The sequence below is a fragment of the Streptomyces broussonetiae genome, from assembly GCF_009796285.1.
Classification (GTDB): domain Bacteria; phylum Actinomycetota; class Actinomycetes; order Streptomycetales; family Streptomycetaceae; genus Streptomyces; species Streptomyces broussonetiae.
The window spans coordinates 6,961,124-6,981,360 of the sequence record NZ_CP047020.1; the positions used below are offsets into that span (position 1 = coordinate 6,961,124).

The 20,237-nt window shown below is 68.7% G+C and carries 19 protein-coding genes and 1 pseudogene; 12 read left to right on the plus strand and 8 right to left on the minus strand.

Features of this window, described 5'->3' with window-relative positions; translation table 11 throughout:
* Positions 1–120: 120 nt before the first annotated feature.
* Entirely contained in the window at positions 121–249 is a 129-nt protein-coding gene (locus GQF42_RS47015) for a hypothetical protein (protein ID WP_267906196.1), read from the minus strand.
* 161 nt (positions 250–410) lie between these two features.
* On the opposite strand from GQF42_RS47015, the gene GQF42_RS32085 reads away from it, so the two are divergent.
* Both GQF42_RS32085 and GQF42_RS32090 read left to right on the plus strand, forming a co-directional pair.
* A complete protein-coding gene (locus GQF42_RS32085; protein ID WP_158925707.1) occupies positions 411–2,465 on the plus strand; it encodes an APC family permease in 2,055 nt (684 codons plus the stop codon).
* A 139-nt stretch (positions 2,466–2,604) separates the two neighbouring features.
* The gene (locus GQF42_RS32090) at positions 2,605–3,936 is read left to right on the plus strand and encodes a class I SAM-dependent RNA methyltransferase (RefSeq protein WP_158925709.1); all 1,332 of its coding nucleotides are present in this window, start codon (positions 2,605–2,607) and stop codon (positions 3,934–3,936) included.
* Between the two features lie 440 nt (positions 3,937–4,376).
* Here GQF42_RS32090 and GQF42_RS47020 read toward each other — a convergent pair whose 3' ends face one another.
* From GQF42_RS47020 to GQF42_RS32100, 3 genes are read right to left on the minus strand one after another with little or no spacing between them, the layout of a single operon-like run.
* A complete protein-coding gene (locus GQF42_RS47020; protein WP_267906184.1) occupies positions 4,377–4,634 on the minus strand; it encodes a DUF6207 family protein in 258 nt (85 codons plus the stop codon).
* 58 nt (positions 4,635–4,692) lie between these two features.
* Entirely contained in the window at positions 4,693–5,811 is a 1,119-nt protein-coding gene (locus GQF42_RS32095) for a fatty acid desaturase family protein (RefSeq protein ID WP_158925711.1), read from the minus strand.
* 7 nt (positions 5,812–5,818) lie between these two features.
* Complete coding sequence (locus GQF42_RS32100; protein ID WP_158925713.1) at positions 5,819–6,874, minus strand: ferredoxin reductase; 1,056 nt, start codon at positions 6,872–6,874, stop codon at positions 5,819–5,821.
* 88 nt (positions 6,875–6,962) lie between these two features.
* Here GQF42_RS32100 and GQF42_RS32105 point away from each other — a divergent pair, with 88 nt between their 5' ends.
* From GQF42_RS32105 to GQF42_RS32135, 7 genes are all read left to right on the plus strand, one after another.
* Entirely contained in the window at positions 6,963–8,102 is a 1,140-nt protein-coding gene (locus tag GQF42_RS32105) for a PucR family transcriptional regulator (protein ID WP_158925715.1), read from the plus strand.
* Between the two features lie 573 nt (positions 8,103–8,675).
* Positions 8,676–8,984, plus strand: a complete 309-nt coding sequence (locus GQF42_RS32110) for a hypothetical protein (RefSeq protein WP_158925717.1) — start codon at positions 8,676–8,678, stop codon at positions 8,982–8,984.
* Between the two features lie 724 nt (positions 8,985–9,708).
* Positions 9,709–9,912 (plus strand): cold-shock protein, encoded by a 204-nt coding sequence (locus tag GQF42_RS32115; RefSeq protein WP_014145516.1) that lies wholly within the window; start codon positions 9,709–9,711, stop codon positions 9,910–9,912.
* Positions 9,913–10,259: 347 nt separating this feature from the next.
* On the plus strand, positions 10,260–11,756 hold the full coding sequence (locus GQF42_RS32120) for a DEAD/DEAH box helicase (RefSeq protein ID WP_158925719.1): 1,497 nt from the start codon (positions 10,260–10,262) through the stop codon (positions 11,754–11,756).
* A 45-nt stretch (positions 11,757–11,801) separates the two neighbouring features.
* Positions 11,802–12,203, plus strand: coding sequence for a CBS domain-containing protein (locus GQF42_RS32125; RefSeq protein WP_158925721.1), 402 nt, complete (start codon positions 11,802–11,804; stop codon positions 12,201–12,203).
* 50 nt (positions 12,204–12,253) lie between these two features.
* Complete coding sequence (locus GQF42_RS32130; RefSeq protein ID WP_158925723.1) at positions 12,254–12,580, plus strand: SCO5918 family protein; 327 nt, start codon at positions 12,254–12,256, stop codon at positions 12,578–12,580.
* 123 nt (positions 12,581–12,703) lie between these two features.
* Positions 12,704–13,483, plus strand: coding sequence for an alpha/beta fold hydrolase (locus tag GQF42_RS32135; RefSeq protein ID WP_325100365.1), 780 nt, complete (start codon positions 12,704–12,706; stop codon positions 13,481–13,483).
* 9 nt (positions 13,484–13,492) lie between these two features.
* On the opposite strand, the pseudogene GQF42_RS32140 reads toward GQF42_RS32135, so the two are convergent.
* Positions 13,493–13,748, minus strand: a pseudogene (locus GQF42_RS32140) (ISKra4 family transposase); the annotation flags it as partial.
* A 201-nt stretch (positions 13,749–13,949) separates the two neighbouring features.
* Entirely contained in the window at positions 13,950–14,309 is a 360-nt protein-coding gene (locus GQF42_RS32145; protein ID WP_158925727.1) for a hypothetical protein, read from the minus strand.
* 990 nt (positions 14,310–15,299) lie between these two features.
* Here GQF42_RS32145 and GQF42_RS32150 point away from each other — a divergent pair.
* Positions 15,300–15,638 carry a MerR family transcriptional regulator gene (locus GQF42_RS32150; protein ID WP_158925729.1) on the plus strand — a complete coding sequence of 113 codons (339 nt, stop codon included), beginning with the start codon at positions 15,300–15,302 and terminating at the stop codon, positions 15,636–15,638.
* 96 nt (positions 15,639–15,734) lie between these two features.
* Here the strand turns inward: GQF42_RS32150 and trhA are convergent, their stop codons facing one another.
* A complete protein-coding gene (trhA, locus tag GQF42_RS32155) occupies positions 15,735–16,370 on the minus strand; it encodes a PAQR family membrane homeostasis protein TrhA (RefSeq protein WP_407699535.1) in 636 nt (211 codons plus the stop codon).
* Between the two features lie 299 nt (positions 16,371–16,669).
* On the opposite strand from trhA, the gene GQF42_RS32160 reads away from it, so the two are divergent.
* Positions 16,670–17,230, plus strand: coding sequence for a hypothetical protein (locus tag GQF42_RS32160; protein ID WP_199272871.1), 561 nt, complete (start codon positions 16,670–16,672; stop codon positions 17,228–17,230).
* 852 nt (positions 17,231–18,082) lie between these two features.
* A complete protein-coding gene (locus GQF42_RS32170; RefSeq protein ID WP_158930819.1) occupies positions 18,083–18,634 on the plus strand; it encodes a recombinase family protein in 552 nt (183 codons plus the stop codon).
* Between the two features lie 95 nt (positions 18,635–18,729).
* Here the strand turns inward: GQF42_RS32170 and GQF42_RS32175 are convergent, their stop codons facing one another.
* A complete protein-coding gene (locus GQF42_RS32175) occupies positions 18,730–19,989 on the minus strand; it encodes a PP2C family protein-serine/threonine phosphatase (protein WP_158925733.1) in 1,260 nt (419 codons plus the stop codon).
* Between the last annotated feature and the right edge of the window lie 248 nt (positions 19,990–20,237).

Consider the following 20,237-nt stretch of genomic DNA (forward strand, 5'->3'; position numbering starts at 1 on the left):
GAGCAGGGTCAGCGATCGGCTCGCCGCGGCGCACGGCGCCCACACGTGCACGGGCAGGCGGCGACGGCCGGCGCGGCGGCGTGCTCACGCATCCACGGGTCCGGAGCACGCTTGCACGGGTCAGTGCTCCGCGTCGGCGGTCGCCGGACGCGGGCGCCGGCGAGTGATGCTGCGCACGCTGCACAGGGTCAGGATTCCGACGCCGACGAGGGCGACCGTCGCCCCGATCAGCTCCGCGGTCGCGGGCATGGAACCTCCGAAGTGCGATGACAGGCGGGGTTTGCCATCTAGACACGGGGAGCGCGCGAAGCACGGAATCCGTAGTCGCATGCGCCCGTGATTTCACTCATGAGGCAGATCCCCGACGCCGGGTGGGCGGCTGACTGTTCGAACCTTTACGATCCTCTGTCGTGTCCAAACTGACCGACGTGCCCAAACGGATCCTGATCGGGCGCGCACTGCGCAGTGACCGGCTGGGCGAAACGCTCCTGCCCAAGCGCATTGCACTCCCCGTCTTCGCCTCCGACCCGCTGTCCTCCGTCGCCTACGCGCCGGGCGAGGTCCTGCTGGTCCTGTCCATCGCGGGTGTGTCGGCGTACCACTTCAGCCCCTGGATCGCCCTCGCGGTCGTGGTGCTGATGTTCACCGTGGTCGCCTCCTACCGGCAGAACGTCCACGCCTACCCGAGCGGTGGCGGCGACTACGAGGTCGCCACCACCAACCTGGGCCCCCGGGCCGGCCTCACGGTCGCCAGCGCCCTGCTCGTGGACTACGTCATGACCGTCGCCGTCTCCATCGCCTCCGGCATCGAGAACCTCGGCTCCGCGGTGCCCTTCGTGGTCGAGCACAAGGTGCTGTGCGCGGTCGCCGTGATAGTGCTGCTCACGCTGATGAACCTGCGGGGCGTCAAGGAGTCCGGCAAGCTCTTCGCCATCCCGACGTACGTCTTCGTCGGCGGTGTCTTCGTCATGATCGCCTGGGGCGCCGTCCGGGGCCTGGTCCTCGGCGACAGCATGCGGGCACCGAGCGCCGACTACCACATCAACGCCGAGCACCAGGGCCTCGCCGGCTTCGCGCTGGTCTTCCTGCTCCTGCGGGCCTTCTCCTCCGGCTGCGCCGCGCTGACCGGTGTCGAGGCCATCTCCAACGGCGTCCCGGCCTTCCGCAAGCCCAAGTCGAAGAACGCGGCGACGACGCTGGCCATGATGGGCCTGCTCGCCGTCACCATGTTCTGCGGCATCATCGTCCTCGCCATGACGACCAAGGTCCGTATGGCAGAGAACCCGGCCACCGACCTGATCAACCACGGCCACCCGCTCGGCTCCGGCTACGTCCAGAACCCGGTGATCTCCCAGGTCGCCGAGGCCGTCTTCGGCAAGGGCAGCTTCCTGTTCGTCGTCCTCGCGGCGGCGACGGCGCTGGTCCTGTTCCTGGCGGCCAACACGGCGTACAACGGCTTCCCGCTGCTCGGGTCGATCCTCGCCCAGGACCGCTACCTGCCGCGCCAGCTGCACACCCGGGGCGACCGCCTCGCCTTCTCCAACGGCATCGTGCTGCTCGCGGGCGCCGCGGCGCTGCTGACCGTCCTGTACGGCGCGGACTCCACGCGGCTGATCCAGCTGTACATCGTCGGCGTGTTCGTGTCCTTCACGCTCAGCCAGACCGGCATGGTCAGGCACTGGAACCGGCTCCTCGCGGTCGAGCGGGACCCGGCCAAGCGCCGCCACATGGTGCGTTCCCGTGCGATCAACGCGTTCGGGGCGTTCCTGACCGGCCTGGTGCTGGTCGTCGTCCTGGTCACCAAGTTCACGCACGGCGCCTGGGTGGCCGTTCTCGGCATGTGCATCTTCTACGCGACGATGACCGCGATCCGGAAGCACTACGACCGCGTCGCCGAGGAGATCGCGGCCCCCGAGGAGCCGGACGACGACGACCTGGTCCGCCCGTCCCGCGTCCACTCGGTCGTGCTGATCTCGAAGATCCACCGCCCCACCCTGCGGGCCCTGGCCTATGCCAAGCTGATGCGCTCGGACGGCCTGGAGGCGCTCACGGTCAACGTCGACGCCGCGGAGACCAAGGCGCTGCGCGAGGAGTGGGAGCGGCGCGGCATCGACGTACCGCTGAAGGTCCTGGACTCGCCGTACCGCGAGGTCACCCGGCCGGTCATCGAGTACGTCAAGAGCCTGCGCAAGGAGTCCCCGCGCGACGCGGTCTCCGTGATCATCCCCGAGTACGTGGTCGGCCACTGGTACGAGCACCTGCTGCACAACCAGAGCGCCCTGCGCCTGAAGGGCCGACTGCTCTTCACGCCCGGCGTGATGGTCACCTCCGTCCCCTACCAGCTGGCGTCCTCCGAGGCGGCCAAGGTGCGGGCCCGCAGGCGGCAGGAGTGGAGCGCACCGGGCGCGGTCCGGCGCGGTCCGGCGGCGGAGCGGGCGAAGGAGCCGTCGGCGCCCCATGACTGAGGCGGGCCGGTGAGGCCGTAGACTGGTGGGCTGTTGTCGAGCCCACCGGCCCGCAGTCCTCATCGCCGGCCCTCGTCACCGGACCTTGGCGACAGTCCTTAGTCGATTTCTCACTTTCTCGATCTGGAGTCACCCCACCATGCAGGCAGAACCGACGAAGTCTCTGGTGGGCGAGGAGTACGAGGTCGAGATCGGCCCCGTCGCCCACGGCGGCCACTGCGTCGCGCGTACGGCCGAGGGTCAGGTGCTGTTCGTCCGGCACGCGCTGCCCGGCGAGCGGGTCGTGGCCCGGGTGACGGAGGGTGAGGAGGGCGCCCGCTTCCTGCGCGCCGACGCGGTCGAGATCCTGGAGCCCTCCAAGGACCGCGTCGAGGCCCCCTGCCCCTTCGCCGGACCCGGCCGCTGCGGCGGCTGCGACTGGCAGCACGCCAAGCCGGGCGCCCAGCGCCGACTCAAGGGCGAGGTGATCGCCGAGCAGCTCAAGCGGCTCGCGGGGCTCACGCCCGAGGAAGCCGGCTGGGACGGCACGGTGATGCCCGCGGAGGGCGACAAGCTGCCCGCGGGCCAGGTCCCGCAGTGGCGTACCCGAGTCCAGTACGCCGTGGACGCCTCGACGGGCGAGGCGGGCCTGCGCCGCCACCGCTCGCACGAGGTCGAGCACATCGACCACTGCATGATCGCGGCGGCCGGGGTGTCCGAGCTGGGCATCGAGCAGCGGGACTGGACCGGCATGGAGTCGGTGGAGGCGATCGCGGCGACGGGCTCCCAGGACCGCCAGGTGATCCTGACCCCGCGGCCGGGCGGACGCCTCCCGCTCGTGGAACTGGACAAGCCGGTGTCGGTGTTGCGGGTGGACGAGAAGTCGGGCGGCGTGCACCGCGTCCACGGCCGTCCCTTCGTCCGCGAACGCGCCGACGGCCGTACCTACCGCGTCGGCAACGGCGGCTTCTGGCAGGTCCACCCGAAGGCTGCCGACACCCTGGTGACGGCGGTCATGCAGGGCCTGCTGCCCCGCAAGGGCGAGATGGCCCTGGACCTCTACTGCGGCGTCGGCCTCTTCGCCGGCGCCCTCGCCGACCGCCTCGGCGAGGAGGGCGCGGTCCTCGGCATCGAGTCGGGCAAGCGGGCGGTCGAGGACGCACGGCACAACCTCACCGACTTCCCGCGCGTCCGCATCGAACAGGGCAAGGTCGAGTCCGTCCTGCCGCGCACGGGCATCACCGAGGTCGACCTCATCGTCCTCGACCCGCCCCGCGCCGGCGCGGGCCGCACGACGGTCGCCCACCTCTCCTCCCTCGGCGCCCGCCGCATCGCCTACGTGGCCTGCGATCCCGCCGCGCTGGCCCGGGACTTGGCGTACTTCCGGGACGGTGGGTACCGGGTGCGGACGCTTCGGGCGTTCGATCTGTTTCCGATGACGCATCACGTGGAGTGCGTGGCGATTCTCGAGCCCGCCCAGAAGGGCTCCTGACCTGCTCTTTTGCGGATGAGGTCGGTCTTGGCGGGTCGGGTCGACCCGTTTGCCTGGGCGCAAGGGGTGGAGCACGCCGCATGCCGTACGACCGCCTCTGACCTGCTGTTCCGGTCATTGCCGGGAAGACGGGCGCGTGTGGTGCCCCCGGTCGTCGCCGGGGCCGCGCAGGGCAGCCCTGACGCTCACGTGACGCTCGCGCTGATGAGACGTCAGGTCCTGGCGCGGGCCCTGGGACACAGCCATGTCCGCGGAGGCGCTCCTGCCTGCCTTCAAGACGGGTTGCCGGGCAAGGACGTGGTGCGGCTCGGGCGGCGCCACCGGCATCGGTGCCGCCCGTCCGCAAGCCTTACGTGTCTTTCTTACTTGTTGACCAGGGCCAGGTTGCAGAGAGCGTCCATGGGCGTGCAGCTACTCCAGCGCGGGCATGAAACCGCAGGTCAGGGCCCTCTCCTCCGGGAGGATCCGCCCAGCTCGTGACAGCTGTGCCGTAGCGGGTGATACGGCGAACCCGCCGGGGAACGTCTGACGGGACATCTGCCGTCGCCGACCGTGACAGGGCAGCGCACTACAACACCTCGCCGTGGGCTGTGTGCTGAGTTCCTGGCGCACGTCAGGCAGCGCAGCCGGACATTGGGCTGCCGCGGATCCTGTGTCGTACGGTCTGATGTCGCGGTCGCCCACCGTCCGCTACGGATCTCACCGAACCCGGCGGTGCCGCCGGTACGGCCGAAAGATCTGAACCAGTACCGGGAATCAGGCCGCGACGAGCTCCTGCTCGCGGTCCGGCGTTCTGACCTCGGGCTTCTTGTTCGGCAGCGAGAGCCGGAAGACTTTGCGCCACGCGGAGAACACCTGCTTGGGCAGTGGTCCGGTGACGTACTCCAGCTCGTACTTCTCGAACAGCGCGCGCACCTTCACGGCGACCTCGGCGTACCGGTTGCTCGGCAGGTCCGGGAACAGGTGGTGCTCGATCTGGTGCGACAGGTTGCCCGTCATGAAGTGCACGGCCCTGTTGCCGCTGATGTTCGCCGAGCCCATCATCTGGCGCAGGTACCACTGGCCGCGTGTCTCGCCCTTGATCGACCGGCGCTCGAAGACCTGCACGCCCTCGGGGAAGTGCCCACACATGATCACCGAGTGGGACCAGATGTTGCGGACCAGGTTCGCGGTGAACGTGGCGGCGAGCGTGGGGAGGAACGACGGGCCCGACAGCAGCGGGTGGATCACGTAGTCCTTGAGCACCTGCTTGCGGATCTTGCGGCCCACGGCCTTGGCCCGCGCGCGGAACTCCGGGTTCTTGCGGCGGCGCTTGTTCAGGTTCTTGCCGAGCTCCAGGTCGTACGCCGCGATGCCGTACTCGAAGAAGCAGGCGTTGATGAAGTTCCACAGCGGCTGGCCGAGGTGGAACGGGTGCCACTTCTGGTCCTCGTCGACGCGCATGATGCCGTAGCCGAGGTCGTTGTCCTTGCCGATCACGTTGGTGTACGTGTGGTGCAGCTCGTTGTGCGAGTGCTTCCACTGTTCGGCCGGCGAGACGTGGTCCCATTCCCAGGTGGTGGAGTGGATCTTCGGGTCCCGCATCCAGTCCCACTGGCCGTGCAGGATGTTGTGGCCGATCTCCATGTTGTCCATGATCTTCGCCACGGACAGACCGGCGGTGCCGAGCAGCCAGGCCGGCGGGAAGATCGAGAACAGCAGCACGCCCCTGCTGACCAGCTCGAGCTTGCGCTGCGCCGAGATGACCTTACGGATGTAGGCGGCGTCTTTCTCCCCGCGGTCGGCGATCACCTCGTCGCGGATCGCGTCCAGCTCACGGCCGAGCTCCTCGATCTGCTCCGCGGTCAGGTGGTCGGTGGGGTCGATGGCGGTCAAAGTGCTCCTACCGTTCGATGTCGCAGGGGCCCGCTGCGGCGGACACACAGGTCTGGATGAGGACGCCCGGCTCGGCCTCGGTGATCTCGCCGGTGCGCAGGTCGCGGACGGCGCCCGCCTTGAGCGGCGTGATGCAGCCGAAGCAGATGCCCATACGGCACCCGGAGGGCATGAGCACGCCGGCCTCCTCGCCGACGTCCAGCAACGGCGTGGCGCCGTCCGCGTCGACGGTCTTGCCGGTGGCGCTGAAGGTGACCTCGCCTCCGTCGCCGGCGACGACGATGCTGGGGCGGAAGCGTTCGGTGTGCAGGCGCTCTTGTACGCCGTGCTCGCTCCAGTGCTTTTCGGCGGCGTCGAGCAGGCCCGCGGGCCCGCAAGCCCAGGTCTCGCGCTCGGCCCAGTCGGGCACGAGTTCGTCGAGACGGGCGATGTCGAGCATGCCGTCCGTGGCGGTGTGCACCTCGGTGAGCCGCAGCTTCTCGGCCGCGACCAGGTCGTGCAGCTCGCTGCGGAAGATCACGTCTTGCGGCTGGGGTGCGCAGTGGACCATGACGACGTCGTCGAACTCGATGTCGCGCAGCATGCCCATCACGGGCGTGATGCCGCTTCCGGCCGTCAGGTAGAGCACCTTGGCGGGCTTGGCCTGCGGCAGTACGAAGTCACCGGTCGCCTGGTCGAGCTGGATCAGCATGCCCGGTTTCACCCTGCGGACCAGGTGGTTGCTGACCTTGCCGTCCGGGATCGCCTTCACGGTGATCGTGACGCGGCCGTCCTGGCGGTTTGTCGGCGAGGTGATGGAGTAGGCACGCCACAGGCGCACCCCGTCGACGTCGACCCCGACCCGCACGTACTGACCGGCTGTGTGGCCGCGCCAGCCCCGTCCCGGCCTGATCACGACAGTCGCGGCGTCACCCGTCTCGGGGTGCACGGCCTCGATGCGCCCACGCAGGTCAGCGCCCGCACGCAGTGGGCTGACCAGGTCGAGGTAGTCCGACGGCAGCAGCGGCGTCGTGACCATCTCCAGCAGTTTCCACGCCCTGCTGCGGAGGGTTGCACTCGTCATGACTCCAGCTTGCTGCGCCTCAAGGCGTAAAGTCCTGACCGCAGGACGTTAAATCTGGTCGGCTGAATTGTTCGCAGGGAACAAAAACGTGAGTCATGCAATCCGGAGGGCCAGCGAACTGGCCCTGGATGAGACGACGGTCACCGCACTGAGGGCCGCGCTGAAGACCACCGCCGACGAGGTCGTCCAGGCGATCATCGACGAAGTCCCCTCCTACGCCAACGCCCTGTCGGGCCACATGGGCGCCACCATCCGCCGAGCCGTCCGCACCGCCCTGGGGCACTACCTGGACCTCGCGAGCGGGAACGCCACGGGCGGCGACGCCGGTGACGCAGCCTACGAGCTGGGCCGCGGCGAGGTGCGCGACGGCCGTTCGATGGACGCCCTGCTCAGCGCCTACCGCGTCGGCGCCCGCGTGGCCTGGCGATGCCTGGCAGCGGGTGCCGTACCCGCAGGTCTGCCCGCCGCCGAGGTGGCCAAGTTCGCCGAGCTGACCTTCGCCTACATCGACGAGCTCTCCGCCGCGAGCGCCGCGGGCCACGCCGACGAACTGGCCGCCCGGGGCAGGGCCCACGAGCGCCACCTGGAACACCTGGCCCGCGACCTCCTCGCCGGCGCGAGCCCGGACGTGTTGCTGGCCTCTGCTCAACGGGCCGGATGGCAGCCTCCGGTTTCGGTGACCGCGGTCCTGCTGCCCGCCGCCCAGGCCCGGCCTGCCTACCGCGCGCTCGACCCGGGCACCCTCGTCCTCGACGATCTGCCGGACGCCACCGGTGTGCTGCTCGTCCCCGATGCCGACCGATCACATCTCTTGCGGCAGCTGACCGACCGCACCGCAGTGGTCGGCCCGGCCCGGCCATGGACTCGTGCGTCCGCCTCGTACGCACGAGCCGTACGCGCGCGCTCCCTCTCCTCCGATATTCGCGACACCGAGGACCACCTGCCCGAGCTGGTGCTGAGCGCCGACGTGGACGCGTTGGCAGACCTGCGTGCCCGAGCCCTCGCACCGTTGCACACCCTGCCTGTCGCGACCGCACGGCGGCTGGAGGAGACGTTGCGGGCGTGGCTGCTGCACCAGGGCAGGCGGGTCGAGGTGGCGGCAGCGTTGTACGTCCATCCCCAGACAGTCCGGTACCGGATGTCGCAGCTGCGGGAGCTGTTTCCGGATCTCGCATCGCCACACCGGGTCCTTGAACTGACGCTGGCGGTCGGTCTTCGGGTCAGCTGACGCGTACTTCGACCGTCCACGAACTCCCGGCGGATCCCGGCACCATGCGTGGGGTCGCCCGCGAGCACCGCGTCCCCGTGTTCGACCTGGGGCGGCTCTCGTGCCTCGGTGTCCACCTGGACGTCCTTGAAGCCGGGACGGTCCGGGTGGGCGACGCGATCATGGTGCAGCAGGCCGGCTGGCGGGGGGCGTTCCACCCCGAGTCGCTCACCTACCGATCCGTCAGGCCCGCGTCTCGCAGCCCCGGCCACACCCGGTCGTGCGTGAGCGGGAGTTGGTCGAGGCGGACGCCGGTCGCGTCGAGCAGGGTGTTGGCGAAGGCTGAAGCGACCGGGTTGAAGGGACGGACAGTCGGCCGTGACGCTCGTTTGACGCCCTGGGCACCCCCATGCATGGCGATGGGCCGAGAAATGGGATCCGACCTCGGGTTTTCCGAAGATCGCTCAGGTCGACATCTTTCCAATCGGCCCGGCGATGCCACCTGTCCGCGTGGTAGAAGGTCGTATCGGACTACCAGACATTCAACGCCCGTTCGTCTGGTCCGCGGCGAAGACCCGCGATCGAGCACCTCAATTGTTGGTCGTTGACGGGCAGCAGCGACTCACCGCCCTGTACGCCGTCCTCACCGGGCGCAAGATCGTCACCAAGTCTTTCGACGAGATCAACGTTCGCATCGCGTTCCACCCGGAGGACCAGACGTTCGAGGTCACGGACGCGGCGATCGAGCGTGACGCCCACTTCATTCCGGACATCACCGCGCGCTGGGCCCAAGGCGGTTACAAGCCGACCGTCCGGCAGTTCTTCCAACGGCTCGACCAGGCCGGCGGCCAGCCCTTGTCGGACGCTGCCAAGGATGGGCTCGGCGGCCGGCTTCCGCAGTAGCAAGATGATCACCTCCGACAACGCCCTGCTGTACAGCTACACGATCTGGCTGACCGGACGGCACGACTCCGGGCTGACGGTCGATGAACTTCGACCCGTGATCGGACGAGTCGCAGGCCGATGTCGACGGGTATGGCTCCTCGTACGCCAACTCCTCGACAGCAGCCTGTCGGCCCCGACAGCGACCACCGTCCGCGTACGCTTCCCCAAGATCGTGCTCACGGCGTTGCCGCACCAGGATGCTGCTGTTTCCACCGAGCTGATCGACGGTTGGTCCTTGATGGTCTTCGATACGGCCGCTCCCGTGCGTGCGCCGGAGACGGGCCGTGACGCTTGCCGGAGCCACCCTGATCTCCACGCCCGCCCGCACCATCCCTTGGGGGGCAGCCCTTACGCTGGGCGCGCCCCCAATGCTTCCCGAAACGTTACGCTTCGGCTGGGTCAATATCTGTGCCCGCGAGCTGAGATTTCAACGGGACAGGCAGGCAGATTCTCTACCGCATTAAGTGGGGTGTGATTCTTTACCGTACACAGGCCGCTGCGGCGTGCTACTGTCGATCTCAGTTGCAGTTGTGGTTCCCAAAACTTCAAGTGCCCTCCGGGCGGCGCCTGTGCCACTGGAAGCACTTTTGTTATCCGGTCTTTTTCCGGGCGGGGTGATCATCGCGGCGACACGGGTCCGTGCAGTGCGGATCCCGATGCACTGCCCCAAAGGAGAAATGATATGGCTGCTGGTACTGTGAAGTGGTTCAACGCGGAAAAGGGCTTCGGCTTCATCGAGCAGGACGGTGGCGGCGCTGATGTGTTCGCCCACTACTCGAACATTGCCGCCCAGGGCTTCCGTGAGCTGCTGGAGGGCCAGAAGGTGACCTTCGACATCGCGCAGGGCCAGAAGGGCCCGACGGCCGAGAACATCGTTCTCGCCTGACGCTGACTGTCGCGTAGTTGTAGCTGGGACCCGCGTCCTTCGGGGTGCGGGCCCCAGCTACTCGCATTCTTCCGCAGTGGTTTCGCCTGCGGACGACAACCAGGAAACCCGTAGGCTTACCGCATACGGGGCATCCTTCAGGGGCGCACGCATCCCTTCATGGCTTCATCGCGGTGGACGCCCGAACATTGCGTCCCGCTTCGCGCCACTCATTCCAGCTCCTGTGCCGCACGGATTTTTCGTCGGTCAGATTCGCTTTCCCATTCAACTGGTCCATTCTTGCAATTCTCTGTGCTGTGATCGCTGCGGGAATTCCTTGATATGTGCCGCATCGAGGAAGGTTCCGCATGAACCGCACACGCACGAACGACCGCTTCACCCGCATCCGTAACGGCAGTGCCGAATCCGGAAGGGCCGGCAGCCGATTCGGTTCGTCGGCCAGGAGCCGCTCCGGCGGGCCGGGCCGTTCCGGTGGTTACGGCCGCCGGCCCGCCGCGGTCCAGGGGGAGTTCGCGTTGCCCAGGACGATCACTCCCGCGCTCCCCGCCGTGGAGGGCTTCGCCGATCTCGACATGCCCGGGGCGCTGCTGGGCGCGCTCAGCTCGCAAGGCGTGACCGTACCCTTCCCGATCCAGGCCGCGACCCTGCCGAATTCCCTCGCCGGCCGGGACGTACTGGGCCGTGGCCGCACCGGCTCCGGCAAGACCCTCGCCTTCGGGCTGGCGCTGCTGGCCCGTACGGCCGGGCAGCGCGCCGAGGCCAGGCAGCCGCTGGGGCTGATCCTCGTACCCACGCGTGAGCTGGCGCAGCAGGTCACCGACGCGCTCGCCCCGTACGCCCGCTCCGTGAGGCTGCGGCTGGCCACGGTGGTGGGCGGAATGCCGATCGGCAGGCAGGCGAGCGCGCTGCGCGCCGGCGCCGAGGTCGTCGTCGCCACGCCGGGACGCCTCAAAGACCTCATCGACCGTGGCGACTGCCAACTGAACCAGGTTTCCATCACCGTCCTCGACGAGGCCGACCAGATGGCCGACATGGGCTTCATGCCGCAGGTCACCGCCCTCCTCGACCAGGTCCGCCCCGAAGGCCAGCGCATGCTGTTCTCCGCCACTCTCGACCGCAACGTCGACCTGCTCGTGCGCCGCTACCTCAGCGATCCCGTCGTGCACTCCGTCGACCCCTCGGCCGGCGCGGTCACGACGATGGAGCACCACGTGCTCCACATTCACGGCGCCGACAAGCACACGGCAACCACCCAGATCGCCGCACGCGACGGCCGCGTGATCATGTTCCTCGACACCAAGCACGCCGTCGACGGCCTCACCGAACACCTCCTGAACAGCGGGGTACGGGCCGCCGCCCTGCACGGCGGGAAGTCACAGCCCCAGCGCACCCGCACGCTGGCACAGTTCAAGACCGGACACGTCAACGTGTTGGTAGCGACCAACGTCGCGGCGCGCGGCATCCACGTCGACAACCTCGACCTCGTCGTCAACGTCGACCCGCCGACCGACCACAAGGACTACCTCCACCGCGGCGGCCGTACCGCCCGCGCGGGAGAGTCCGGCAGCGTCGTCACCCTGGTCACTCCCAACCAGCGCCGCGGCATGACCCGCCTCATGGCAGCGGCCGGCATCGTCCCGCAGACCACCCAGGTCCGCGTCGGCGAAGAGGCTTTGCACCGCATCACCGGCGCCCAGGCTCCCTCCGGCATCCCGGTCGTCATCACCGCACCGGTGGTCGAACGGCCCAAGAAGCGCGGCGCCACCTCACGCGGTCGGCGCCGCCCCGTCTCGGCGGCCCGCCGCGCGCCCGTACGGCAGTCCACCGCCGGTGCGGCGGCATAGAACCTTCGTGTCAGGAAGCCCGCCCAACTTCGCAGGAGGCACCCTTTGACACTGGACCGGACGCAGTTCCGCTCAACACGTACCAACGCCGTGCAGACGGCGGCCGATCCCGCGGACGCGGCCGGACCGCAGGTCTGGGAGGACATGACCGTGGAGGTGGCACTGTCCGTGATGGCCGCCGCCCGTACAGGTCATCTGGTCGTCTGCGACGAGGACGGTCTGTGCACCGGCCTGGTCACCCGGGCCCGGCTCACGGCTGTTCGTGACGGTTCCGGATACACGGACCGCATCCGCCTGCGTGACGTCGCCGACGTCATCAGGCCCTTCGCCTCACCTCTGACCACGAGGGCCGAAGCCGAACGTGCGATGCACTGCCGCCGGCTCGGGGCCCCACCCGTGGTCGACGGACACGGCAACGCTCCGGGCGTCCTCGCCCTCTCCCGCTGAACCGCCGTCACCCCTGTCCGGGCCCGTCTTCTCTTCTCCCTGGAGGCATCATGCGCTGTGTCATCGCCCGCTTCCCGTTCGACCTGACCAAGAGCGGCGTGGTGGAATCGATGAAGGGCGTCACACCTGAGCTGGTCACCGGTGAGTTCGTCATCATCGGACGACGCCACTACCCCGCCAAGCAGGTCGGCCAGGTCGTCACCCGCCAGGACCGGCGTGATTTCAGCACCGGTGAAGTCCTCAGGGCCATGACCCAACTCGGCTTCACCTGCCGCACCCGCCCTACCGCCGCATCTGCGCCCCTGGCCGGCCCGTACGGGCCGGCTTCCGCAACGCTCGGCGCTCCCCCTGTCCGCCTGACGTACGGACAGGTGTGAGCCGAACCGAGCAGTGAGGCTCCACCGGCGTGGGCGAATTCCAGGGGATGTAGCTCGTTCTGAGTGAGGTCGAGCAAGGGCTGCCGTACTTCGGTGTTGGTACGGCTGTTTAGCATGCGGGACATGCGTGCGTTCTTCTTGGCGGGTGGGCGGCGGCTGTCGTATGTGGACTTCGGTGGTCCGGGTGTTCCGCTGCTGGCTTTCCACGGGCACTACAACGAGGCGTCGGCGTTCGCGCCGCTTGCGGAGACTCTGGCGCCGCGGTGGCGGGTGATCGCGCTCGATCAGCGCGGGCACGGTGAGTCCGACCGGGCATCGGGCTACGAACGGGATGACTATGTCGCGGACATCGAGGCGTTTCACCGTCACCTGGGCCTGGGACCGGCGTTCGTGCTGGGCCATTCGCTGGGTGGGGTGAACGCCTACCAATACGCTGCGCGACATCCCGGTCGTGTCACCGCTCTGATCGTCGAGGACATCGGCGCGGTGGTGGACTGCGATTGGTCCTTCACCGAGCGGTTGGTCCCCAGCGCGCCGTCCCGCCAGGAGCTGGTGTCGGCCCTGGGTGCAACGGCACCGTATCTGGCGTGCTCGTTCCGCCAGTTCGACCACGGCTGGGGCTACTCATTCGACCTCGAGCACACGGTCCGGTCCCAGAAGGCCCTCAACGGCGACCACTGGAGCGACTGGCTGCAGGTGACGTGCCCGACCCTGCTGGTGCGCGGGATCCGCAGTGATGAACTGGCGGCGGACCACGCACGTGACATGACCGCCCGTCACGCCGGGCGCACCCGGCTGGTCGAGTTTCCGGCCGGTCATGTCGTCCACCACGATGCACCTGCGGAGTTCGCCGAGGCCGTCAGCTCCTTCCTGTCGGAGTCGTCCGCGTCTCGTGCCGAGTGAAGGCCGCGATCAAGCGGTGAGGTCGTAGTCGCGCTGGTCGAGGTAGGGCCGTTGTGCTCGCGGGCAGCGTGGAAGCGCCAGTAGATGTCGAGGCCGCCGTTGGAGACGAGGGCACGCAGTCGTAGGACGGCTTCGGCTCCGGGCAGGCCCCAGCGGGCGCCGGTGATGCCGAGGCGGTCGGCGATCGGATGACGGCAGGCTCCTTCAACCGCGCCGGTGGCGATCGGCCACCCCTTGTCGAGGCAGCGTCATAGCCGAGCTGATCCGGCAGGCTTCCGTGTTCCCTATTCCAAGATCCACGAGCCGAAGGTATTCCTCCCGCTCAGGGTCCAACCTCCTGAGCCCCTGAGGCCGCCGATCCTTCCGGATCCCGAAGTCCATCGCACCCCTTGAACCAGGGTGTTGCGACGACCACTAGAACGGAAGCGTGCCGGTGGGGCCTCACTGTGTGCCGTGGGTCGGTGAGTCAGTGGTCGGAGTAGCTGAAGTCGCCCATGGTCCAGGCGCTGACGTCCTCGATCGCGACGCGGTACATCCCGCCTGTCTCCGGGATCCCCATCGTACCCTGCAGGATCCGGGCGACGTGGAAATGCAGATGCGTGGGCGGTCCGTCCTTCCTCGCGGGGGTGTCGAAGACGGCGGAGAACTCGCCCAGTTCGGCGGAGTCCGTCAGCACCTCAGACACCCTCTTCCTCCACATGGCTTCCGGAGCCAGCCGACCGGTGATGACAGCACCACTGGTGACCACGGTCAGGGACATCTGATTGCTCTGCTCGGACTCCACAAGGGCGGCTATCGCAACGAGCAGCTCGTCAGGCTTCGGCATGGGATCGGATTCTATGCACCGGCCCGCCCGGGCGGCTTGGACGATGGCGCAATTGGGCGACACGGGCGCATACGGCTCCCCTGGTGGCGCACTACACGCCGGGGGTGCGCATGTGCGGCGGCTGCGAGCCAGGGGCGTGCTTCGAGGCATTGGTCTGCTGCCGTTCGGCTGCCACAGGTCTTCGACGAACGCATCAGGGTCACCCTCGTCTGCGGACCGTTCATGCCCGGCCCTTGCCTACCCGACCCTGCGCCCCGCCCGCCAACCCACCCGAGCCACCGTGCTCGCCGGAGGGGGCTGAGAATCGCGGTCGACGCGCCGCGCCGGTCGGCGCCGCCACCGGAAGCTCCGCGGGCGGCTCCGGGTCTCATCCGTGCGTCGGACCTGCGCTGCGGACAGCCCCCAGTATTCGCAGATCGGCTCAGCGGGATACCTCATCACCGAGCCGCAGCAAATCTATGCTCGCTGGAGTAGACATTCGCTGTCTCAGTGATTATGGTTTCTTTCGTAGCCGAGATCGAGCAAGGCCCGGCAGACACGAACTGCCGGGCAGCACTCCACGTATGACGGTGCGGTGGTGGAGTTCCGAAGCCAGGTTGTTGTACGACGGCGACGGGACTGACGACCGGACCGGGTGGCCTGAAGTGATGAGGGGCCGCCGTGAGCAGGACCGCAGTTGACGCGGTTGCAGTACCAGTAGTACGCAGTCCCTGTTTGCAAGTGATTGGTTCCGAGGGAAGAACGGAGGAGTCGAGCACCATCAGGATCGCCCGGGCGGAAGACGCGAGCCCGGGTACCGCAGGACATCGATAGGTAGGTGGTCTCCGGTCACGCATCCGCGATCCCCGCACCCCCGTCGGAATATCAGGCGGCTGGGCGGAAACAGAAGGCCGACGCAGCACTAGGGTCGGCAGATGGTGTTGCAGTTCCTTCGGGGCCTTGGTGCCAAACGGCACCAAGGCCCCTCCACGCGTTCCGCAGAGAGGTGAGATGACAGCAGACGAGTCGCTAAGCCGTCTCGACGACGACGACTACCCCGCCTACACGATGGGCCGGGCCGCCGAGTTGCTCGGTACCACTCCCGGCTTTCTCCGCGCCATCGGCGAAGCGCGGCTGATCACACCACTGCGCTCCGAGGGCGGACACCGCCGCTACTCCCGCTACCAACTGCGCATCGCGGCCCGCGCGCGTGAACTCGTCGACCAGGGCACCCCGATCGAGGCCGCATGCCGGATCATCATCCTCGAAGACCAGCTCGAAGAAGCCCAGCGCATCAACGCCGAATACCGCCGCACCGGCGGATCGTCCAGTCCATCGGCCGCAGCCTGAGGTGAGCGGGCCCGCCGGTATCGGCGGGCTGTCACATCCGCGCGTGGCCGGGCTGCGGCGCGCAGAGATGATCCTCGCCTCCGAACGGCTCCCCCGTCAGTGGACGGCGAGGGAGATGGCGATGTAGTGCGCGGTGAAGGCCGCCACGGTCAAGGCGTGGAACACCTCGTGGAAGCCGAACCAGCGGGGCGAGGGGTCGGGGCGTTGGACGGCGTAGACCACCGCGCCCGCGCTGTAGAGGAGACCGCCGGTCACTGTCAGGGTGACCACGGCCGCACCGCCGGTGTGCAGGAAGTCGGGCAGGTAACGCACCGGTGCCCACCCCAGGGCCAGGTAGCAGGGGGTGTACAGCCAGCGGGGAGCGTTGACCCACAGCACGCGGAAGGCGATACCGGTCAGCGCGCCCGTCCATACGATCCACAGCAGCAGGTTTCGCCGGTCAGGAGGGAGGAGGAGCACGGCCAGAGGGGTGCAGGTCCCGGCGGTGATCAGGAAGATGTTGGCGTGATCGAGGCGACGCAGGCCGGCCTCGCCCATCGGCCCCCAGGTACCCAGGTGGTAGACGGCGCTCGTCCCGAACAGCAGCCAGGCGGTGACGGAGTACACGGTGCAGGCCAGGGCCGCCTGCTGGGTACGAGCCAGGCAGACGAGCACGATGCCGGCGCTCACCGAGGCAGGGACCATCGCGGCATGGAGCCAGCCACGCAGCTTCGGCTTGACCGGCTCGACCAGGTCGGCCGCCCACTCGACCAGGTCTGCAACCGGGTGAAGATCCTCCCCGGCATTGCCATGATGTGATCCGCCGGGGAGACCGGCTACGGCGTCCCCAGACACAACTTCCCGTCCTGTCCCTTTCTTCTGGGCATCATCGGCAACCATCCGATCATGCTAAGGGCCTGCCCGTGACAGCGTCCGTCGAGGTCGGACTCGCCACCAACTGGGCCTCCGGAAGCCGTGTAAGCCGCCTGGCCATGGGAAGGACCAAGGTTCCCGAGCGCGCATCTCCGCCCACCTACGCCCAAGGACCGCCGATGCTTCCCGAGTTCCCCTCCCACGCATCCGCCCCCCTCGCAGATCAGCTGGCACAAAGGTTGGGGCTGCCCTCACAGTTCGAAACCGGCCGTTTCGACGTGGAGCGTGTCGCCGGCATAGCGGTCCTCGCGGCGGCCCACTCCGATGGCTATGCGGCCACCGGGCACCTCCTCGGACTGCTGGCCGCGCTCCCCGCCCCCACCGACGCAGGAGAACGCTTTTGGTCGAACCTGTGGAGATCCTCGGGCACCGCCTACCTGCTGCCGACCAATATCAAGGACCTGGTGCTGCGTTCGCTGGCCGGAGAGGGAACCGGTCTGGCCGGACAGATCCTCTCGGCCGTAGACGAGATGACGCCTCCCCAGCGCGTTGCGGCCGCAGAGGTGATCGGCCAGGCGCTCGCCGAGTCCGACCACCTACCTGATCTCAAAACACAGGTCATCGGCGAACTTTGGCTCCGGGACCTGGAACTCACCGCCTGGCGCGTCCTTCATGCGGACCACAAGTCGCCCGATGCGGCCGGACGTAACGCCTTCATCGAGGCATGGACGAGTGTCTGACCCCTGCCGAGCCGGCACACACAAGCATCCGAACAATCCGGGACGTTCGAGCAGCGACCTGTGATCGAACGAATCCGGGCACGACTCGGACGGTGGTGGTGGGAGGCGTCGGTCAGTTGGTCCTTGCCGAGAGGACGGGTTCGTAATGGCAGGGCTGGGGCCCGTGGGCGCACGGGCTCGCCGCACTGTCCTGGTCCCCGAGCACCGACAGTGGCACTGTGCTGACCTGCGCACAGGGGGCCGGTGACGCCGCCCACGACCCGTACCTGCGGGGCAGCGGCTCGACAGCCGCCCTCGCGGGGCCGTCTCGATACCGCCGGTACCCGGTCTCGCCGTGGCCGACGAGACTCACACGCCCGGCTGCCTGGTCACCGCGGCCTTGGCCGTCATGGAGTCGAGTGGCAGCGCGCCTTCACGGACGCCGTGATCGCCGCCCAGTCGCGGGACGGCGGGCACCCGGGGCAAGATCGGGCGCACCTCGCGCACAGCGCCGACGGCACTCCGGCACTGCTGTGCACCGAGCGGGCACTGCCGTACACCGAGTGGCCCAGCGGCGAGGCGCACCAGGAGGGCGCGGAGGCCGGTCGCCACGACAAGGGGCACGAGACGGCCGCCGCCGTCGAACAGTTCGACCGTCCGACCTGTGAGGTGCCCGCCGGAACCACCTGCCGCACCCGCGGCGGCAAGGTCGCCCCCAAGTACCACACCCCGCGCTTCAGGCCGTCCCCCAGCGCCGCGCCGAACTCGAAGTCCGCACCCCCGCCGACCGCGGCCCCGGCCGCGCCTGGGAGAAGGGCCCGACCATCGACGCGGTGGTGCCCGAGGCCGCGACGAAGCCCACGAGGGTGGGGTATGCCCGCTGCAGTACGGCCCAGCAGGAGCTCCCAGAGCCGGCTCGACGCCCTGGGGGAGGCCGGGCGTGATCCGGTCTCCTCGGAGAAGATCAGCACCCGCATCAAGGTGCGGCCCGAGTTCGTCAAGGCGATGGACTTCGCCCGCACCATCAAGAAGGCCGTCCCCCACCAGCGCGTTATCTTCACCGTCCATGAGATGAAGCGTCTGGGACGCGGCGCTGCCGAACTGCTGACCATTACCGAGGACCTGTGCCACCACGAGAGCCAGCTCGAACTCCTCACCGGCCCCCTCCAGGGCGTGTACGACCCCTCGGGGCACGGCGCCGCGCTGTTCGCGTTCTTCGCCGGCATGGCGGAGTCCGAGCGGGAGTACATCCGGGAGAAGTCCCTCGAAGGACAGGCGTCCGCCCGCGAGCGCGGCCGTCACGGCGGACGCCCGAAGGTCGTCGACGACGACATGGCCACCTACGCCCGTAGCCTGCGCGCCAACGGGGTGCCCACCGACTTCAGCATGTTCAGCAGCACGTCCGAGTTCTCGATCGTGTTCTGAAGCGCCGCCATCTCCACCTCCGGCGAGGGATCGAGATCACTCCTTGGCGTTCAACCCAGCAGCGTTACCGGCGGGACCCCAAGGCGGCGCCCCGGTCAGGACGGCCGGGTCATTCCGTTCAGGCGGACGACGACCATGGCGATGTCGTCGCCTGCCCCGCCGGTGAGGTGGAGGCGGGCGAGGAGGGCGTCGGCGAGGTGTTCCGGGCCGAAGTCGGTGCAGGTGGCGAGGGTGGAGAGCAGGCGGGTCAGGCCGGTGTCGATGTCCTCATCGCGGCGTTCGATCAAGCCGTCGGTGTAGAGGATGAGGGTGTCGCCGGGGCAGTACGTCGCGTTGGCCTGGGGGCGGGGGACGTGTTCGGGGCGGGCGCCCAGTGGTGGGTCGGTGGCCTGGTCGAGCAGGTCGCAGGTGCCGTCAGGGTGCAGCAGGACGGGCGGGGGGTGGCCTGCGCTGCTGTAGATGAGCAGGTGGTTGTGGCAGTCGACGAGGACCTGGACGGCGGTGGCGGCCAGGGCTCCCTCGATCGAGCGGGCGTACAGCCCGAGGACCTCCAGGGCCTGGGCGGGGCCGTGGACGGTGCGGGTGGCGGCGCTCAGCGCGCTGCGGAGCATGCCCATGACGGTGGCGGCCATCAGCCCGTGGCCGACGACGTCACCGACCGTGACGGCGAAGCGGTCCCCGGGCAGGTCGACGGTGTCATACCAGTCGCCGCACACGTTCAGCGCTCCCACTGCAGGCAGGTAGCGCACCGCGACGTTCGGGTGCCCGGCCAGGTCCGGGATGTGCAGCATGGCCTCCTGCAGGGCGACGGCTATCCGTCGTTCACGGGCGTGGGCCTGCCGCAGTTCCTCGTTCAGCTGCTGCAACTGCCGCGCCCGGGCGTACAGCTCAGCCTCCATGGCGGCTTCCCGGCCAGGGCTGACCGACGGCAGGTACGCCGCGCGGCGGACGCGGACGACGTCGGTCATGTCCTCGGACCGGTGGATGATCCAGGCGACCTGCCCGTCCGCGCCCAGGACGGGCACGTTGATCGCGGACCACCAGCGCTCCTTGAACACCCCGGGGCTGCCGGCGACCGGGATGTCGTACTTCTGCAACGCCATGTGATCGGTCTGGCCGCTGGACAGAACCCTGTGCAGGGAGGCTTTCAGCGTCGCTACCCCGTCGGCCTCCGGATCGGCGGGGTTGTCCGGGAAGGCGTCGAAGAGGTACTGCCCGAGCAGCTCGGCCCGGCTGCGTCCGGTCACCTCGCAGAACGCCGGGTTGGCATCAATGATCACCAGGTCCGTGCCGAGCGCCAGACACGGGCTCGGAAGGGCGGCGAACAGCGCCACGTAGTCGATCTGCGGTGTCACACGCGTTCCAGCCAGTCGATCCTTCCTCCAATGTACGAAGTGCCCAGCTCCCGCGCCCACCGAGCCCGCTCATGGCGTCAGGTGGCCGCTGCGCACCGCTCAGCCTGCGTACACCCCGACCTGGGCCGGCTTCGTTGGGTGATGCGTGAGGACGGACGACGAACGACGGTTTCACGGCCGCGGTGACATCTTCGCCCCGCTCCACGCAGGGACCTGCTCCTACGGGGTTGCCCAGCTCCGCCACCGGC

Bases quoted from the DNA above. Each gene is read 5' to 3' on its own strand.
- GQF42_RS32145 (WP_158925727.1), bottom strand. From the start codon at position 14,309: ATGCCGAAGCCTGACGAGCTGCTCGTTGCGATAGCCGCCCTTGTGGAG.
- GQF42_RS32090 (WP_158925709.1), top strand. From the start codon at position 2,605: ATGCAGGCAGAACCGACGAAGTCTCTGGTGGGCGAGGAGTACGAGGTC.
- GQF42_RS32135 (WP_325100365.1), top strand. From the start codon at position 12,704: ATGCGTGCGTTCTTCTTGGCGGGTGGGCGGCGGCTGTCGTATGTGGAC.
- GQF42_RS32115 (WP_014145516.1), top strand. From the start codon at position 9,709: ATGGCTGCTGGTACTGTGAAGTGGTTCAACGCGGAAAAGGGCTTCGGC.
- GQF42_RS32130 (WP_158925723.1), top strand. From the start codon at position 12,254: ATGCGCTGTGTCATCGCCCGCTTCCCGTTCGACCTGACCAAGAGCGGC.
- GQF42_RS32100 (WP_158925713.1), bottom strand. From the start codon at position 6,874: ATGACGAGTGCAACCCTCCGCAGCAGGGCGTGGAAACTGCTGGAGATG.
- GQF42_RS32160 (WP_199272871.1), top strand. From the start codon at position 16,670: ATGCTTCCCGAGTTCCCCTCCCACGCATCCGCCCCCCTCGCAGATCAG.
- GQF42_RS47015 (WP_267906196.1), bottom strand. From the start codon at position 249: ATGCCCGCGACCGCGGAGCTGATCGGGGCGACGGTCGCCCTCGTCGGC.
- GQF42_RS32170 (WP_158930819.1), top strand. From the start codon at position 18,083: ATGCCCGCTGCAGTACGGCCCAGCAGGAGCTCCCAGAGCCGGCTCGAC.
- GQF42_RS32150 (WP_158925729.1), top strand. From the start codon at position 15,300: ATGACAGCAGACGAGTCGCTAAGCCGTCTCGACGACGACGACTACCCC.
- GQF42_RS32120 (WP_158925719.1), top strand. From the start codon at position 10,260: ATGAACCGCACACGCACGAACGACCGCTTCACCCGCATCCGTAACGGC.